Origin of the sequence: Segatella copri (assembly GCF_026015625.1) — a bacterium.
GTDB lineage: Bacteria > Bacteroidota > Bacteroidia > Bacteroidales > Bacteroidaceae > Prevotella > Prevotella copri_H.
Window position 1 is genome coordinate 1,797,252 of record NZ_JAPDVG010000001.1, and the last position, 18,800, is coordinate 1,816,051.

Below are 18,800 nucleotides of genomic sequence, written 5' to 3' on the forward strand. Positions count from 1 at the left end.
TTCTATCCGAATAGTTTTTCTATCCTACGATTCCGCAGCTACGAAATCCATCGGCTTGACGCCAAACTGCTTCTGGAAGCACTTGGCAAAATAGCTAGGACTGCTGAAACCTACCATATAGCTGATTTCGCTGATGCGGTAGTTTCCTTCTTTCAAGAGCTTTGCGCCCTTCTTCAGTTTCACGAGCTGGATCATCTCGTTTGGCGTAACATCGGCAAGACCGCGAATCTTATTAAAGAGCGAAGAGCGGCTTATGCCCATCTTTTCGGCAAGGAACGCCACGTTGAGTTCCGGATTCGCCACATTCTCTTCGATGATGCGAGACATTCGTTCCAGGAACGCATTATCAACCTGAGTTTGAGCTATCTCTGCTATCGGCTCAAGCGGAGTATGAGAGAACTTACTCCTCAACAGACGGCGCATCTCAAGAAGCTGTCTTACGCTTGCCTCAAGATACTTCATCGAGAACGGCTTTTCTATGTAGACATCGGCTCCACAGTTCATACTCTCCGTCTTCGCCGCATCATCGGTCTTTGCCGTGAGCATCACGAACGGGAGATGAGAATATTCTGAATTTTCACGCACCCTACGGCAGAACTCCGGACCGTCCATCTCTGGCATCATCCAGTCGCTTATGATGAGCGAAACCGGATGTTTCTCCAGTTTACGGAGCGCATCCTTTCCGTTGTCGGCGGTATAAACAGTATACATCTTTTCGAAATGAGCCTTCACAAACTGGCGCATGTCTTCATCATCATCCACAATCAGCATCACCGGTTTTGCCGGTTCACGAAGCGGACTGGCAACAGCAACGCCTGCCTTTTGAGAACCTTGCTCAACTGGAGTTTCATCTGTCAGCAGATTTTCCCCAGCAACAGTTTCTTCTTCCTTCACCATTTCATCCGCCTTCTCTACCACAGCATCCATCTGGTTGAGCGGCAAGGTTACGATAAAGGTAGATCCCTTACCTACTGCAGATTCTACTTCAACCATACCATGATGAGCCTCAACGAGATTCTTCACGATGTTGAGACCGATTCCGGTTCCCGGTTTGTTGTCGCGTGCCTGATAGAAGGCTCCGAAGATTTTCTCCTTTTCGTCAGGACTGATTCCCAATCCGTTGTCTTCCACCTCTATGCGGAAATGGGTTCCATTCTCCAGCAGGCGGCAGGACAAGCGTACATAATCCTCGGTATATTTCAAGGCGTTGCTCATCAGATTGCTGATAACCTTGGTAATGGCCTCCTGGTCAATCATCGCCACGAGTTCATCGGCTGGATAATCTACCACAAAACGGATGCTTTTCTGCTCGAAGGTAGGAGCAAAGCGCTCTGCCACAGCATGCATCAGCTTCGAAATGTTGTTCAAACGGAAATGAACCTGCATGCCCTTCTGCTGCACTTTGTTGAAATCGAGCAGCTGATTGACGAGCAAGAGCAAACGCTGGGCGTTACGGTCAATAACAGAAAGCGTCTGCGTGATAGTCTCACCATCGGAAAGTTTTCCGGAAACCTGTTTCCAATGCTCTTTCAGACTCTCCAAAGGTCCGATGATAAGCGTTACCGGCGTACGGATTTCATGGGCAATCATCGTGAAGAACTGCAGGCGGGCATCTCTCATCTCCTGATCCTGCTTGAGTTCCAACTGATCGAGTTCTTCCTGATGACGGAGTTTCTCACGTTTCAACCGGCTCTGCATGAACCAGTAGATTGCGTAACCGATGAGCAGAAGATACAGAATCTTGGCTGGCAAAGACCACCAGAACGGCGGATGAACCACAATCTTCAGTTTTGCCTCATTCTTCGACCATACACCATCATTATTGGTTGCCTTAACCAGGAAGGTATAGGTTCCGGCAGGAAGATTGGTATAGTTGGCACGATGCTCGTGGGTATAAATCCAATCCTTGTCTACTCCCTCAAGTTTATAAGCATACTGGTTCTTCTCAGGCGATACATAGCTCAGGGCGGCAAACGAGATATTGATGGTATTCTCGTTATGAGACAGATTGAGTTCTGCTGCATGACTCAGAGATTTCTCCAACTGGTCGCTCCCCGCCTCTATCGGCTGTCCGAAGAGTTCTACCGAGGTGATTGCTACAGGAGGAGCTACCTGGTTGATCTTGACGAGATATGGATAGAAGCAGTTGAAACCTCTTGTAGAACCGAAATAGATTCTGCCATCAGAAGCCAGGAGTCCGGCATTTGGCATAAACTGGTCGCAAGTGAGTCCGTCATATTTATTGAACAGCTGGACAGGTTCACCCGGCGTATATTTCACAATACCCTTGCTGGTAGAAATCCACATTACTCCCTGCGAAATGACAAGACTCGTGAAATCCTGACTTGGCGCATCGATGGAGATTCGGTGGAATATACCTTTTGAAGGCAGAAATTCGCAAAGTCCTTCGCTGGTTGCGACATAGAGCTGCCCCTTTTCGCCGATAGCCAGACAGTTTATCTGATCACTCACCAGCGAAGTAGAATCATTCTCTACATATTTATACTGTTTCCAGGCATTATTCTTGTCCAAGCGCCACAAGCCGCCTCCCTGGGTAGCAAACCATACGTTGCCCTGAGGATCTTCCTTGATATCGATGGTAAGCGACTTGAACGACTTGATTTTGCAGAACTTCTGCTGTCCTTCATCGAAGAGGTTGGCACCATCCATCGTAGCCGCCCAGAGCCGTTTTTTCCGGTCGCGATAAATACAATAGGCATTACCGCCCGAAGCCATTCCATCGGTCAGGAAAACCTGCTGCGCTCCGGTAGCCATATTCATTCTGATGACACCATTACCATAGGTTCCTACCCACAGATTATTTTCATCAGCAAAGAGCGCATGAACATTATACTTGCCCATAGCCGCCTTGCCCGGATAAGAAACAAAACTGTTGGTCTGGGGATTAAAGCAGTCGAGTCCCGCATCATCCGTAGCTATCCAGATGCGATGCTGTTGGTCTTCGAAGAATCTTCCTACCACATTACCGCGCAATCCGCCCAGACGGGCTGAATAAGCATGGAAACGCTCTTCAAAACTCGTAGAAGGAAGATAATTCACACCACCATAGTAAGTAGATACCCAAGTGCCACCTTCATTATCATCCGCAATACCATAAACAAAGCGCTCGCTCGTACTCCGGCTCGGATTGTTGACTTCCGACAACATGTGCCAGATACGGTTCTGGATGTCATACTGCACCAATCCATCATCGCTGGCTATGAGAAGAGACTTGTTGTCGTTGCAGTAAAGCTGATGAATATGATGAACAGCATTACTCAAGGTTCCGCTGATGAGCTGTTCGGCACTACCATCGGCGTTGAGCTTGTAAAGTCCGTTTTCCCAGGTTCCGACATAAACATTGCCATCGGGAGTAGCCAGCATCGCCATGCCGTGAAACATGGTTGCATCGCCCTTCAGAGGGAATGCTTCAAACTGGTCGGTCGACTTGTTGAGATGATAGATGCTGGCTTCACCCTGGTTACAGAGCATCCATACCTGGTTGTTGGCATCAACCAGCGTACTTTTCACTTTACCCTGAATATTCTTCATCGGATACTGATGCAGTTCGTGAGTAGTCCGATTGTATCTGAACACGCCCTGTCCGCTAGTAGAAATCCAAACATTCTGATCGCCGTCAAGCGAGAAATTTAGGACAGGCGCCGTAATCTTATCACTCAGTTTCTGGAATTGGTCGGTTGCATTAGAGAACAGATAGGCTCCATTATTGCAACCTACCAGCAGTCCTTCTTCGCAAGCAGTAAGGGCGCTCACAAACTGGTCTACAGTCGTAAAGGGATTATAATAGGTTCTGACATCGTATCCGTCAAAACGGCACAATCCGTTGTCTGTACCAAACCACATGTATCCCTTGGAACCTTGAACCACGCTACGCACAGCATTACTCGGCAAACCATTATCCATCGTGATAGAGCGCACCATAGGGTCGATAGCAGCCAATTGTGCACCCGAGTTGGTTTGCGTTACCGAATGTGGCTGCGCCTGAATATCCGTAGCCCCTTTCGAGACGAAGGCTGTCGGTACCTGCGCCTCAGCCCCTACAGGCATCATCATGCAGAGCACAGAAACCATTAGAGTAGATATCTTTCTCATTATATGAGTCTTTATTTTCTGTTGTTAGATAATTTAATGCCGCAAAATTACAAAAATATAACGAGAAATACAACAAAAAGAACAAAAAAAGCCCCGAAACAAGCAAATAGCTACTTTTTAAAAGTAAGACTATCCGTTTGCTTCAGGGCAAAACTTAAATAATGATTCAAGTGAGAAGTTTCACTATCAACAGATTGAAACCAGAATTACTTGCTCTTTACATCGCTCCATTTAGGCGGTTTCACACCCAGCAGATTCTTCACGAAGAAATCGTAGCGTTTGTGCTCGCCATAGAGTTCGCCCATGGTATGATGGGCTCCAGGAATCACCACGAGTTCGAAATCCTTGTTCGCCTTTTCCAGGGCATTCACCACCTGATAGGTGCTCGATGGATCTACGTTGTCATCTATCTCGCCTACCACCAGCATCAACGGGCGCTCCAGCTTATGGGCGTTCTCCACGTTGCTGCACTCTACGTAGCTGGAATCGACAGGCCAGCTCATCCATTGCTCGTTCCACCAGATTTTATCCATCCGGTTGTCGTGACAGCCGCAGGCACTATAGGCTGCCTTGTAGAAATCGCCATGCAGCAATACGGCGGTGGTACTCTCCTGTCCGCCTGCCGAACAGCCATAGATTGCCACATTATCAGCATCCATATAAGGATACTTCTTGGCTGCAGCCTTTATCCAAAGTTCACGGTCTGGGAATCCGGCATCCTTCAGATTCTTGTAGCAAACCTCCTCAAACTTCTTGCCGCGATAGGAAGTTCCCATCGCATCGAGCTGGACTACGATGAAACCGAGTTCGGCAAGCGAAGTGGTGTACCAGTTGTATGGCATGAAACTCTTCGGAGTATAGGCATCGCCCGGACCCGAATAGATATACTCGATAACTGGATATTTCTTGTTCGGATCGAAATTGGTAGGGCGCTGGATGATGCCCCACATATCAGTCTTGCCATCACGCCCCTTAGCCACAAACACCTCAGGAGCTACCCATCCGTGCTTCTTCAAAGTAGCAATATCAGCCGTCTCCAGGGTCTTGACGAGCTTACCGGTCTGCGCATCTCTGAGCACGGTAACAGGAGCGGCATCCACCTTAGAATAGGTATCCAGGAGATAACGGTAATCATAGGTATATTGGGCACTATGATTTCCCTCTTCAGGAGTGAGCGCCACCATATTCTTGCCGTCGATACCTATTTTATAATAATGTACCAGATATGGGTCCTCATTCCTGTTCACGCCACTAGCCGAGAAATAGATTTCTCCCTTCTCTTCATCCACACGCTGGATGCCGCGAACAAACCAGTCGCCCTTTGTAATCTGTCGGATAACCTTCGACTTCTGCACATCGTAGAGATAGAGATGGTTCCAGTTGTCGCGCTCGCTCATCCAGAGCAGTTGCTTGCCATCCTTGATAAACTGACGCCACAGACGACCATAGTTCACGAAAGTATTGGCACGCTCCTCTACCACGGTACGAAGCTTGCCGGTTTCGGCATTCATCGCCAGCATCTGATAGAGATGATGCCCACGCTGGTTGTACTCCATCGTCACCTCCTTGCTGTCTGGTGTCCATTGCATCCACTCCAGTTCATACTGGTTTTCTATCTGATGCTTGTCAGCCTCCACCTTCTTTCCGGTAGCCACATCGATGATGACCGGATAATGCTGTGGCAGGGCATCGCCCGGCTTAGCATACTCCTGCTTGTGGAGGATAGGCTGCAGCTGGTCGGCAGGCGAAGATTCCACGTAGTAGGCATAGCGCTTCTCTACCGGAACACGCTTGCATACGAAGATGTGCTTGCCGTCTGGGCTCCATTGGATGCGGTTGCTGTAATAGCATCCGATGGTACCATCCTGGGTGAGGATTCGCTTGGCTTCGGTATAAGGTTTTCCTGCCTCATGAACCACCACGTTGTAACCTTCGATGTAGGCTTCCATCTTGCCGTCGGGCGAAAGTACCGGATAAGCCTCCTTCTCCTCATCTACCTCCATCCAATGGCGCTCATGGCGTCTGCCGAACTGAGGCTTGTAGGCAGGACGAGGCTTGATGCCCAGCGCCTTCTCCAACGCTTCCTGCGAATCATAAGTCTTCATCTCATCCTTGTCGGCATCATAGGATACAAACTTCTTGCCCTGAGGAGTAGAAATCTGATAATGCAGTACGTGGGTGGAATCGCACCAAGCCGATGAACGTGCCCAATGGAACACGGAATCGGCAGAAAACTGATGACGCAGCGCATAGGCTCTGTTGTAATCTTCTAATGTGCCCTGTGCTGAAGCTGTAGCTGCCGGCATCGCCAAAGCTGCGCTCAACAGCGAAAGAGCTAAAATCTGATTCTTCATTATGCTTGATATTTTACTTGTTAACTTCTTAAGTTTTTTTTCCAGTTAGGAAAATATTATTTCCCAGTATAGAAATCTGTGATGCGTCGGATGGCACGCTGGCAAACCGGACAGAAATCATCCACTTCGTTGATTCGCATACGGCAAACCTGCGCCGGACGGTAACATCCCCTGCTCTGGTTGCCCGCCACGATGTAATCCAATCGCAGCGTCTTGTCTTCGAAGTTGTCTTCAAACTTCTGTGCCAGAGCCGTAGTAGCCCAAGGCAAGGTTGCCGCTGTGAGTATCAGCGATAAGAAGATTCGTTTCATTTCGGTTATGATTTTTGCGTTATTTATTCTTTTCGTTATTGATATTTCGCCACAAAAGTACTGATAATCTTGCAAAAACGCTCACAATATCGTCTAAAATGATATAAATATCGTATCTTCTCAAAGAACATCTTAGAGATTTGTCAAAAATTACATCAAAACGATAGATTTGTGCAAAAAAACTTGGGAGATATTATAAAAAGTCGTATCTTTGCCAAAAGAAATCTATAAAAAGAAATGATTATGAGATTATCAGAAGAACGATATATTAGCTTACTTACCGACTTTGGTTTCAAACGTATATTTGGAACAAAGCCAAACAAAGACTTGCTCATCAACTTTCTGAATTCACTTTTTGATGGAGAGCAAGTCATTAAGGATGTTCGCTACCTTAATAGCGAGCACGTTGGTGATGTTTTCGCTGAGCGCAAAGCTATCTTTGACGTGTATTGTGAAAATGAGAAAGGAGAAAAGTTCATCGTTGAAATGCAGAACGCCTTTCAGAAATACTTCAAAGACCGTTCTCTCTTCTATTCTACATTTCCTATCAGAGAGCAAGCCCCAAAAGGACAGGATTGGAATTTCAAGCTAGACCACGTTTATACAGTAGCATTGCTCAACTTTGATTTTAAGGAAGAAGCTTTCGACCAAAAAGAAATCAATCACGATGTTGGCCTGCTAGACAAAAAGACATTCAAGGTCTTTAACGACAAGCTTTCTTTCAAGTATATTGAGATTGCCAAATTCAACAAAAGCGAGACTGAGCTAGAAACTCTGTATGACAAATGGCTCTATGTTCTCAAGAATTTACCCAAGCTTGACAAACGACCGAAAGCTTTAAAAGAGAGAATTTTCACGAAATTGTTTGAAGAAGCTGAAATCGCTAAATTCAGTCAACAAGAATTACGAGAATACGAGGATAGTCTTAAGGCCTATCGAGACATAAAAAATTCAATCGATACTGCGAAGGAAGAAGGCAGAAAAGAAGGCAGAAAAGAAGGTAGAGAAGAAGGCAGAAAAGAAGGCAGAGAAGAAGGCAGAGAAGAAGGTGTTGCCAAAGAAAAGTTGGCCACCGCAAAGCGTCTTCTCGGCATGGGGCTCACACAAGAACAAGTTGCCAAAGGTACAGGTCTTTCTATTAAAGAGATTGAAAAACTTATTTAGGTTTAAAAGAAAACAAAGCCCCCGATAGCATTGTTACTATCGGGGGCTTTTATATATATCCCCTTGTCTTATCTCTAAAGACCTCAAGGGAAATTGAAATTCAAGATTTACTGCTCGGCAGCCTCATCTGGTTCCATAGGCCAGTATGGATTCTGGTACAATGGAGAGTCTGCATAGGTCTTATGGTCAGGAGCTGTAAGCATAAACTGACGCAAAGGCATTGGCTGTAGGTACTGAGCCATAGACCAGGTCATACCATTGTAAAGCATATTGGTAGAAACAATCTGGTAAGGACGGAAATACTCAGTCAACTTACGAGAAGATACTGTAGCTGTAACAGAACCATCATCTACCAACTGGTCTTCTGTATACCATTTTTCCATTGGAGTATTCCAAAGATGGAAGCCCTCAAGCTGATAAGGCTGTTTCATCAACTGATCGAGTGAACGCCAGCGAATCAAATCCATCCAACGAAGACCTTCAGCCATCAACTCTGTACGACGTTCACGACGAATACTATACAAAGTAGGATCAGTCAATGCCTTGCCAGCAGAAAATGCGCCCCAATCATATTGTGTACCAGAACCATCGGTATAACCCTTTAACTCCTGTGCCATATCTGTGGCAGCAATAGTTGTCTGAGGGTCAGCAGCCTCACCTGTAAAGCCAGCAGCCTCACGGATTGCCTTCCAATATGAAATGCTCTTCGCATTTAAATTGTGGTCGAGCATATATTGAGCTTCAATATAGTTGAGCAAAGCCTCTGTGGCACGGAAGGTGATAGATGCAGTATAACCAGCCTGGTTTTCGGCCAGGTTCTGATTAAACGTACCACCCTTTCGAATAGCATAACCAGTAGTATAAGTTACGTCAAATGAGCGAGTAAACACTTGAGGAACTGGCTCTATTGGTCGAACCTGCTCAGCAGCAATATTATTATCCTCACCCTGAAGAACGTTCTTCTGACCAGGACGCTTCAAGAAGATAAACAAACGTGGGTCACGATTGCGAACTACTGCATGAGTCGTTGTATCTTCATATACATATCCATCATGGTGTGCATAAGTAGGCTTACCATCCTTCATCAGAAAGGCATCAATCATACCACGGGTAAAACCAGTATAGGTATTACCACGGTTTACAGCTACCTCAATGTTATCAGTCACACCTTTACCCTTATTATAGGCCTTCCAGAGAAGAACCTCAGGATAGGCAGACATATCGGTATTACCAAACTTATAGAAATAAGGATTGGTATCAGATAAAGACTGAGGTACGATACCTGTATTCTTATCCAATTTGCCTACATAAGCATCACCTACAATGGCAGCCTCATCAACCGCCTTCTGGAAGAAATACTTAGCTTCAGCCTCAACGCTACCTGTAGGATACTGATAATTGGCATTATAGTCCTTTGACTTTCCTGGCCATCCCTCACCATTAGGAACGAATGGAGTACCAGCAAAATTGGTCAACCAAGAACCCTCAAACAAGGCTACACGGGATGCAAACAGATGAGCAACAGCAGGAGAGATACGTGTGGTTGCTTCCCAACCATCAGGCTCCATATAGGTTACAGCAGAATCCAGGTCGGCAAGAATAAAACGAGCAACCTCGTTGCGAGGACTACGCTTATTAGCTGCTACAAGGATAGCCTCATTTTCAGGCATGGCCTCTGTCACAATAGGTAAGTCACCAAAACTCTTGTACAAGCTGAAATAAGCATAGGCACGGAAGAAGTGTAACTCGCCGATATATTGACGAATCTTATTTTCATTACCCGCAATCAATCCATTCTCATAGTTAGACTGTGCTATATTCAACTGATAGTTGATATCACGAATATTGTTCCAGCTCCATGAAGAGTTGTCGTTACTAGTCTTCCAACTACCTTTCTTATACTTAGAATCGCCATTAGAACCGGTCTGATTATCTGTACCATTATCGTATGCGAATGTACCATAGCCTGCACCACTATGATATGGCAATACAGTCTGATAAAAAGCATTAGCTACAGCTTGAAGCTGAGTAGCATCCTTGTAATAGTCGGTAGGAGTAATATCTGTAAGAGGCTCTTGCTTCAGGAAATCATTACAAGAAGCCATCAACATACCGCATGCCAACAAAGGAAGTACCTTTAAAGATATATTGAATTTCATATCATTCTAATATTTATAATGTTAAACTTAAACCAAAAGAGAAGGTTGTGTTCAATGGATATCCATTGCCATACCATGTACCAATGGTCTCTGGGTCATACTGCTTGCGGAGAGATGTTCCTGTCCAGAGATTCTCACCCGAGAAGTAAACACGAAGTTTCTCAATAGAAATCTTACGTGTCAAATCCTGTGGCAAGGTATAACCAATCTGAAGGTTCTTCAAACGAATGTAAGAAGCATCCTGCAGATACTTTGTCTGAATCTGCTCATTCTTGGCGCTATAGGCTGCACGTGGCAAGTAAGCGTCCTTGTTTGGCTCCTGGAAGCCATTGACAACAGACCAAGAGTTCTCGTCACGATAATAGTCTTGCAAACCATCCAGGCAGACCTGATACCAACGACCATATTCGAAAGTACCAAAGAAGTAACGTGTACTAGCCCAATACTCACGTTTCATGACTCCCTGGAAGAAACAACGTACATCGAAGCCTTTCCAAGCAGCATTCAAGTCGATACCGAAGAGATAACGTGGTGTGGAATTACCTATCTTCTTAAGATCTCCATGATCTTCCAACGTATTGGCACCCGGGGAAATCTTACCATCATTATTGAGGTCACGATACATGATATCACCAGCACCCCACTTGTTATTGTCAATAGTACTCTGATCAACCTTTGCTATATGAGCATCCATCTCTTCTTGGCTCTTAGCTATACCGATGGTCTCATAACCGTAGATATCACCAATACGCTGTCCCTCAATATAGTTACCCAATGAATGAGAAGGGTTATTAGGATACCTTGTGATAGTAGCATAGGCATCAGAGAGATTGAAGTTGATTCCATACTGTAAACCATTAGACAAGCGGTCGTTCCAACCGATAGTCAACTCCCAACCATTGGTACGCAAGTCGGTATTGTTAGTAACAGGTACAGCTGTACCCAAGATGCTTGGAAGCTCAGGGGCATTACCTATCATATTTTTTGTCTTACGCACATACCAGTCAAATGATCCATGCAAGCGATCCTTCAAAAATGCAAAGTCAAGACCGACATTAAAACTCTGGATGGTTTCCCATGTCAAATTCTGAGAAACCAGGCCTGGTGCCCAAGCTGTCATCGGTTTCAAACCATCCTGCAGCCATGTACCATTGTTGGCATATACACCAATCGTCTGATAAGTCTGGTAAGTACCAACATTCTGGTTACCCAAGTTACCATAAGATACACGAAGCTTCAACTGACCAATCCAATCATTGATTGGCTGCATGAAGTTCTCTTGTGCAATATTCCAACCTGCAGATACTGATGGGAAGAACTTCCACTGATTTCCCGGGCGGAATCTTGAAGAACCATCATATCGGCCATTAACCTCAAAGAGATACTTGCCCTGATAATCATAATTCAAACGACCAAAGAAACCACAAGTTGTCCAACGGCTCATGTTGCCAGACACAGATGGATCCACAGGATTACCATAAGCATCAATACCAGTTGTACCATCAATTTGAGGCTTATTACCTACGATAAGACCAGCTCTATCTGCATATTTGTACTTCATACGCTCATCCTCAGACTGGAAACCAGCCATAATATGGAAGTTATGCTTCTTCTGCAAATTGAACAAATACTCAGAATAGAGTTGGAAATTTGTATAATTTTCCTTATAGTAATCTTCACCTACATAGGTAAAATTATTCTGGTCGTAAGCCTCACCATTCAGATTATACAGATAAGTATGCTGCATATCTGTATGACTCTCATTATGGGATGTACGATAGTTGAAGATAGCATGGGTAACCCAATTCTTGATTGGTTCGATGTCCAAACCTACCTGATGATTATACTCATCATTCTGATAACGATAAGTACCACCATTCGTCATGGTGTTTACCATCTCATTATAGAGATTGCCATTTCTATCATACAAAGGAACACATGGCCACTGTCCACCAAGATATTCATATACACCAGAACCCAAAGACTGAGGACGATGATAATCCTTGCGAACAAAACGGAGAGAGTAGTTAAACTTCATCCAATTCGTCCACTGTGAAGAAATCTTGGCAGTAGCAGTATATCGGCTACTACCTTCATCAGCAACCTTGATCAAACCATCCTGACCTAAATAGCCAAATGAAGCATAGTAGTTGAGTTTGTCATCACCACCGGTTGCACTTACATTGTGCTCCTGAGAGAATGTATGTTTTTTGTATATTGTATCATAGAAATCGGTAGAAGCATAACCATCGGTAAATCCACTCAACCAATAGCCATTAGCATCCGCATCCAAAGAATAAATCAAATTGCCATTTTTATCCTTACGGGTACCAGCATTAACATATTCGCCCTCTATCCAATCCTTCATACGTTGAACATGGTCTGGTGTAAAAATCTGACCACCACCAATATTCGTATTCGCATCATTCTGCATACAAGCAAAATCGACAGAATTCATAGTATGCTTCATACGAATTGGGGTACTGAAGCGGAAATTATTGTTGTAGTTTATACTTACCTTGTCACGCTTACCACCACTCTTGGTAGTAATCAAGATAACACCGAAAGGTGCACGAGAACCATAAATAGATGATGCAGCTGCATCCTTCAATACAGATACGCTGGCAATATCCTGAGGATTGATGGTATTGATATCACCCTCCATACCATCGATCAAGACCAACGGACTACCACTGGAACCCTGTCCGATTGTAGTTGTACCACGTACATTCAAGCTTGGAGTATCATCCAAACTACCTGCAGCCTGGGTAATCTGTAAACCTGCCACCATACCCTGCAGAGCCTGGGTGGCATTGCTTACAGGACGGCTATCCAATTCCTCACCCGATACTGCGGTCACCGCACCCGTAAGGTTTACCTTTTTCTGGGTACCGAAACCTACGACCACCACTTCATTCAGCTTGGTATCGTTAGATTTCAAAACCACTTTAGATGTTCCGGCAGGAACTACCTGTGTTGCATATCCCAAGTAAGAAATAGCCAACTGAGCATTACGCTTTACCTTAATAACATAGTTACCATCAATATCGGTAACCGTACCATTACGGGTTCCTTTTTCCATAATGGTAGCTCCGATGACTGGCTCACCGGCATCGTCCACAACTGTACCCTTTACGGTGACTTCGCTCTGCTGAGCTTCCTCTACCTTAGGGGTTGATGAGGTCTCACTTGCTGCTAGAGTAGGTAATGCCCCCCCCCACATGCAAGGACCAAACACGCGATGGCTTTTACATAAGCTTGACTATGTACAAAGCCTGAGATTTTTTGTGTCTGTCTCATTTTCTATTTTTTGTTAGGTTTATTATTGTTTAAATTTCGATTGCAAAGTAACACAATATTTTGCATATTATGCTACATTATCGTCTAAAAAAGTGAAAAAATCGTCCAAATCTGGCGATTTAGACGATATTTTCGTCTTTTAAGCCGATTTTGTTACACTTAAATGTTGTTTATTCTAAATGATGTCTTTGTTGTCTTTAATGTTTTATTGTTTTGTTGTTTCTATGTCTTTATTGTTTCATCGCCTTCTTCAGTTTTTCCACAGCGGCATGAATCATGTCGTGGGTTCCACTTCCGTCGGTTACGTATTTCTGAACCATTCTGCCATAACTGATGGCATCTTTTAGTTCTGCGCTGGTATTTTCATCAGGCCAGCCGGCACGTCGAAGCAGACCGGAGAGTTCCCGGAGGTCTTCCATCTCGGCAAGATTGCCAGGGCGCATCGTGTTGATGGCACGGTTCAGAATGGCAGTAGTACCTTCCAGTTCATCCTGGGTTACCTTCTTCTTGCCCTTTGCCACCAGCTCCTGTGCCTGAGCCATTACCTTCTGCATGCGCTCGTAGCCGAACGGTGCCCATGGAGCATACTCCGGAACCTTCTGAGAGAGGGCATTCCACTTCTCCTGGTCAGCCTTACGCTCTGCGGCAAGATTCAGGAGAGAATTCAATTCGGTGAAATCTATCTTCACCTTCTTGCTCTTCTTGCTCTTGGCATCGGTCAAGTTGATGCGGTAGTAGTGGGTACTGTTAGCGTTGCGGTAATAATCGGGCTGGAATTCCTTGCCATCCAGTTTCAGGGTAAGGAGATTGGCTCCTGCGCCTGTGGTCACGCCGTTCGATTCGCCCACGGTGATATTACTTAATCGGGAGTCGATGTTCAGCGTAGCCTGATTCCAGGTCTGTGCGCCTGTGCCCGCCATCACCAATGGTCCGTACATCAGGGTTCCTACCCAGGATGTCTTCAGCGGAGTACCGTCCAGACTTGCCACATCACTCGAAAGCTTGTCGGCACCATATTCGATATGCTTGCTGAATGGCATGTCGATTTCTACGACATCGCCCGCCTTCCAATGCTTCTGCTCCAGTTCTACATAGGTGCTAGGCTGATAGCTCTTTGCCACCTCCTTGCCGTTCACCTTGATGGAGAAACCTTGCGTAGCCCAATATGGCACACGGAGTTTCAGGGTGAAATCGCCCTCGCCTTCCGTAATCTTGATGGCTGAATGCTGTGCCGGCCATAGGCAATCCTGCTTGATGGTCACCCCCTTCTCCTTCCAGTGGAGGGTGGTTGGCATATAGAGACCTACCCAGAGGGTATGATTGTTGGCAAAATAAGCCGACTGCTGGTACTTGGTATGGTTTTCAGAACCTGTACCGCCACAGCAGGTGCTCTGAGGAGTCTCGTTGCCGAACGGCTTGGTGGCATTCAATCCTACCGCATACTGATAGCAGGTCTGATACTGGTCCGGATTGAGCGAACCGATAATCTGATTGTACAGCGTACGCTCGATATAGTCGAGATACTGCGCATTATCAGGGTTATAACAGTTCAAATCCTTGCTCAACTTGACGAGGTTATACGCGCAGCAGGTTTCGTTGATATCCGGATAAGCCTCCGATTCGCCTTCCTGCAGTCCATTGGTTGCCATACTCAGAATCTGGGTATATGGCTGGCGGAACATCTCTCCATTTCCTACACCACCCATCGCATACATGTATCTCCCCTGCACCAGTCTCCAGAAGTTCTCAGCCAGATTGTAATAGTATGGCTTTTGATTGCTCTTGTAGCTGCGCAGCGCTCCGATAATCATCGGAATATGCTGGTTAGCATGGCGGGTACGGATATCATCGATGTTCTTACTCAGCGGATCATAGAACTTAGGTGCGTCGAAACAGTTGGCTGCCTCGAGGAGTTTTGCCTTTTCATCCAGATTGGAAACCATCTCTGAAAGACGGGAGAGCGATTCGCTCATACCTCCCACCTCACCGGCTATGTACATGTCCCACATCTCGTAGCGGTTGCCCGGCTTGGCTCTGCGTTCATCCTGAGTGCCGTCCTGCTTTACATAAGTGCGGTAGTGCATGCGGTTCCATACCCAGAGTCCCATATCCTTGGCGATGAGGAGAGCCTTATCGCAGATTTCCTTATCATCAAAGTAGGTAGCGATATCTATCAGACCGGCAAGTTGCTTGTGTACACTATAATAAGGTGCCCAAACCCAATCGGAGTTGTTGTAAGCACGATACATTTCAATCAGAGCACAATGCTGAGCCGGAATGGCGTTGATATAGCCGTAGCCATAAAGTTCAGGGTGCTTCTTATACTCATCAAAAGCAGCCCAGGTGCCCTTCATCTCTCTGAGTTCTGCCTCAGGAGCGAAATCACGAGCCTCCCAGTTGCGCTTCAGTTCCTTATTATATACGAAGGTCTTCTCCTGACACTCCCGCAACTCATTCACCATTCGGGTGATGTTCTTGCGGAGGATTGCCTTCTGTTCAGGATTGGTTGCCACAGCGTATGCCTGTGCGATTGCCGACATATAGTGACCAGAACCATGACCCTTGAGCTTGGTATCCGGCGAATCCCAGCCATCGCTCTTAGTATAGCCCTCGGTACTGAGTCCGTAGGTATCGCGATAATTGTAGAGTTGTTGGGTAACATCCCAGGAACAAATCTCACGGATAGCCTCATCGCGGTTGTGGGTGAGTCGGTTGTCACCATCTATGCTCACATCAGCGAGCGAGAAGGTATGAGCCACTTCCTTTCCTGGAGTCTGATAGCCTTCAGCCACCACCTTGATTTGTGCCTTGACAGGATAACCATTGTCGGTAGTCTCATCACCAATCACAAAACCACCTATCTCATATTGGCTCCCGACAGGATGTTTCTGCGCATCAGCCTCAGCCTGCTCATCAGCAAGCGGAGCGTTAGCCCAGCGCACCTGGCGATACTCTGAATAACCATCAGAATAGGTTACCCATACGAGATTAGGAAGTCGGGGAACTGTGCCCACCGGACAATCTACTGATATTGCCTCCACCTTAGAGATGGTGCGATAAACAGTGGCTGCCGTTGTCATGGATGGCAAACTGGCTACACCTATCAATAATGTAAACTGCTTTAAATCCATATCTTCTAGGTTTATTATTGTTTCATTTATTTTTCTGGCTGCAAAATAACAGAAAAAATCAACGAAGTCCTAAAATTATCGTACATAAAGATACAATTATCGTCTAACAGGATACTTGTGATACGATATTTTCATCATTTTGGACTTTCTTTGCATTACATAAACAATTCTATTCGTAAATTTGCAGCAGAAATAAAAACTTGTGGTAATCCGGTAATACAGGCATTGCCACCAAGCGAACAACAAAACGGACAAAACAACAATAAACCTAGAAAGTTATGGTTAAGAAACTCTTTTTCATCGCCACCTTATTATATATAGGGGCAACAGTATCGGCAGAGAACTATCTGGTGAAATCACCAGATGGTAAAATCGTAGCAGAACTCAACACCAACAAGTCTCTCTCTCTTCAATTTAAATACAATGGCTCCATTCTTTTACAGGAGTCTTCAATAGGTGTAACGCTGAACGATGGAACGGACATGGGTAAGAATCCTAAGGTAGCAAGCCACAAGCTTAGCAACCATAAGGAAACCATCCATGCTCCATTCTATCGTCAGCAAAACTTTGAAACAGCATATCAGGAACTGAATCTGAAACTGAAGAATGGTTTCGGCATCATCCTGAGAGCTTACGATGAGGGAGTGGCTTACCGATTCTATACCCAGCGAAAAGGCAAGACCATCATACTGAATGAAACCGCCGCCTACCAGTTTGGCAAGGACAAGAAGGCATGGTTGCCATACACCACGACTCCAGAAAAGCCTTTTGCCATGGCTTTCCAGAATATCTATCACGAAACACGGCTCGATACCGCTAAGCAGGATTTAGCCTTCCTGCCAGCTACCATAGATTGCGGAAAGGCGAAAGTCACTATCCTGGAGAGCGACCTGGAGAAGTATCCGGGCATGTGGCTGAAGGCTAACAGCAGCGAACAAGATAAAGAGAAGGGAATTCTGAGAGCCGCCTTTGCTCCCTACCCTAAGGAGATGGCTTACTACCCTTGGCGACACATGAGCCACGTAAAGAGCACCTGCGATTACATCGCAACCAGCACCGGCAAACGCAATTATCCTTGGCGCATCTTCGCCATCACAGAGCACGATACTCAGATGCCAACCAACAATCTGGTGTACGCCCTGGCTGCTCCCAACAAAATAGGCGATACTTCCTGGATCAAACCGGGCAAGGTGGCCTGGGACTGGTGGAACGACTGGAATCTGAAAGGTGTGGATTTCAAGGCAGGCATCAATTTCGATACTTACAAATATTACATAGATTTTGCTCATAATCACGGCTTGGAATACATCATCCTTGATGAAGGATGGTACAACTCGAAAGAGGGAAGCATTCTGAAACCAATAGACGATATCCAGTTGCCTAAGCTCATAGAATATGGTAAGAGCAAGGGCGTGGATATCGTGCTTTGGGCAGTCTTCAACGTGATGGACGAGAACCTGGAAACCATCTGCAAGACCTATGCTGATATGGGCATCAAGGGATTCAAGGTGGATTTTATGGACCGCGACGACCAGACTGCCATCGAAATGGTGGAACGCCTGGCTGCCTGCACAGCCAAGCATCATCTCATCCTCGACCTGCACGGCATCTACAAACCGGTAGGTCTGAACCGCACCTATCCTAACATCCTCAACTACGAGAGTGTTTTTGGTATGGAAGAGTGCCGCTGGACGGAAGCCAAGAATGATATGCCACTCTATGATGTCACCTTCCCATACATCAGAATGATGGCAGGACAGGTGGATTTCACACCGGGAGCGACGAGAAACGGAACCCGAGACAACTGGAAGGCTATCTACACCAAACCGATTTCGATGGGAACCCGATGCCACCAGGCTGCCTGCTACATCGTACAGGACAGTCCGTTTACGATGCTCGCCGACACCCCTACCAACTATGAGGCTGATGAGCCATACACCCGATACATTGCTTCATTGCCTGTAGTCTTCGACAAGACCATCGTGCCACAGGGCGAAATCGGAAAGTATATCGTTACCGCCAGAAAGAAGGGCAACGACTGGTATGTTGGCGGTCAGAGCAACTGGGATGAGCGCACGCTCACCCTGAAGTTTGATTTCCTCGCGGATGGAGATTACGAAGCAATCGTATTGAAGGATGGCATCAATGCCAACCACGATGCCGAGGATTACAAAATAGAGAAATACGACATCCATCAAAATTCTGAAATGAAAATCCATCTTGCTTCGGGCGGTGGATTCGTCATCAAGGTTATCAAGAAATAAAAAA

The 18,800-nt window shown here is 45.8% G+C and carries 8 protein-coding genes; 2 read left to right on the forward strand and 6 right to left on the reverse strand.

All coding sequences use genetic code 11. From position 1 onward, the window contains the following. Positions 1 to 24: 24 nt before the first annotated feature. The 3 genes from ONT19_RS07965 to ONT19_RS16390 form a co-directional block, all read right to left on the reverse strand. Positions 25 to 4,113: a hybrid sensor histidine kinase/response regulator transcription factor gene (locus ONT19_RS07965; protein ID WP_264952776.1), complete on the reverse strand. Its 4,089-nt coding sequence runs from the start codon at positions 4,111 to 4,113 to the stop codon at positions 25 to 27. 206 nt (positions 4,114 to 4,319) lie between these two features. Further along, on the reverse strand, positions 4,320 to 6,467 hold the full coding sequence (locus ONT19_RS07970) for a DPP IV N-terminal domain-containing protein (protein WP_437183480.1): 2,148 nt from the start codon (positions 6,465 to 6,467) through the stop codon (positions 4,320 to 4,322). A 56-nt stretch (positions 6,468 to 6,523) separates the two neighbouring features. After that, a complete protein-coding gene (locus tag ONT19_RS16390) occupies positions 6,524 to 6,778 on the reverse strand; it encodes a hypothetical protein (RefSeq protein ID WP_437183483.1) in 255 nt (84 codons plus the stop codon). A 237-nt stretch (positions 6,779 to 7,015) separates the two neighbouring features. Here ONT19_RS16390 and ONT19_RS07980 point away from each other — a divergent pair, with 237 nt between their 5' ends. Then, positions 7,016 to 7,942: an Rpn family recombination-promoting nuclease/putative transposase gene (locus ONT19_RS07980; RefSeq protein WP_118078725.1), complete on the forward strand. Its 927-nt coding sequence runs from the start codon at positions 7,016 to 7,018 to the stop codon at positions 7,940 to 7,942. Between the two features lie 107 nt (positions 7,943 to 8,049). On the opposite strand, the gene ONT19_RS07985 is transcribed toward ONT19_RS07980, so the two are convergent. From ONT19_RS07985 to ONT19_RS07995, 3 genes are all read right to left on the reverse strand, one after another. Further along, the gene (locus ONT19_RS07985) at positions 8,050 to 10,101 is read right to left on the reverse strand and encodes a RagB/SusD family nutrient uptake outer membrane protein (RefSeq protein WP_264952775.1); all 2,052 of its coding nucleotides are present in this window, start codon (positions 10,099 to 10,101) and stop codon (positions 8,050 to 8,052) included. A gap of 13 nt (positions 10,102 to 10,114) precedes the next feature. Continuing rightward, positions 10,115 to 13,339 (reverse strand): SusC/RagA family TonB-linked outer membrane protein, encoded by a 3,225-nt coding sequence (locus tag ONT19_RS07990; protein ID WP_264952774.1) that lies wholly within the window; start codon positions 13,337 to 13,339, stop codon positions 10,115 to 10,117. Positions 13,340 to 13,631: 292 nt separating this feature from the next. Further along, positions 13,632 to 16,532: a beta-L-arabinofuranosidase domain-containing protein gene (locus tag ONT19_RS07995; protein ID WP_437183479.1), complete on the reverse strand. Its 2,901-nt coding sequence runs from the start codon at positions 16,530 to 16,532 to the stop codon at positions 13,632 to 13,634. Between the two features lie 278 nt (positions 16,533 to 16,810). Between ONT19_RS07995 and ONT19_RS08000 the strand changes: the two genes are divergently transcribed. Next, on the forward strand, positions 16,811 to 18,796 hold the full coding sequence (locus ONT19_RS08000) for a glycoside hydrolase family 97 protein (RefSeq protein WP_264952773.1): 1,986 nt from the start codon (positions 16,811 to 16,813) through the stop codon (positions 18,794 to 18,796). The last annotated feature ends 4 nt before the right edge of the window (positions 18,797 to 18,800 follow it).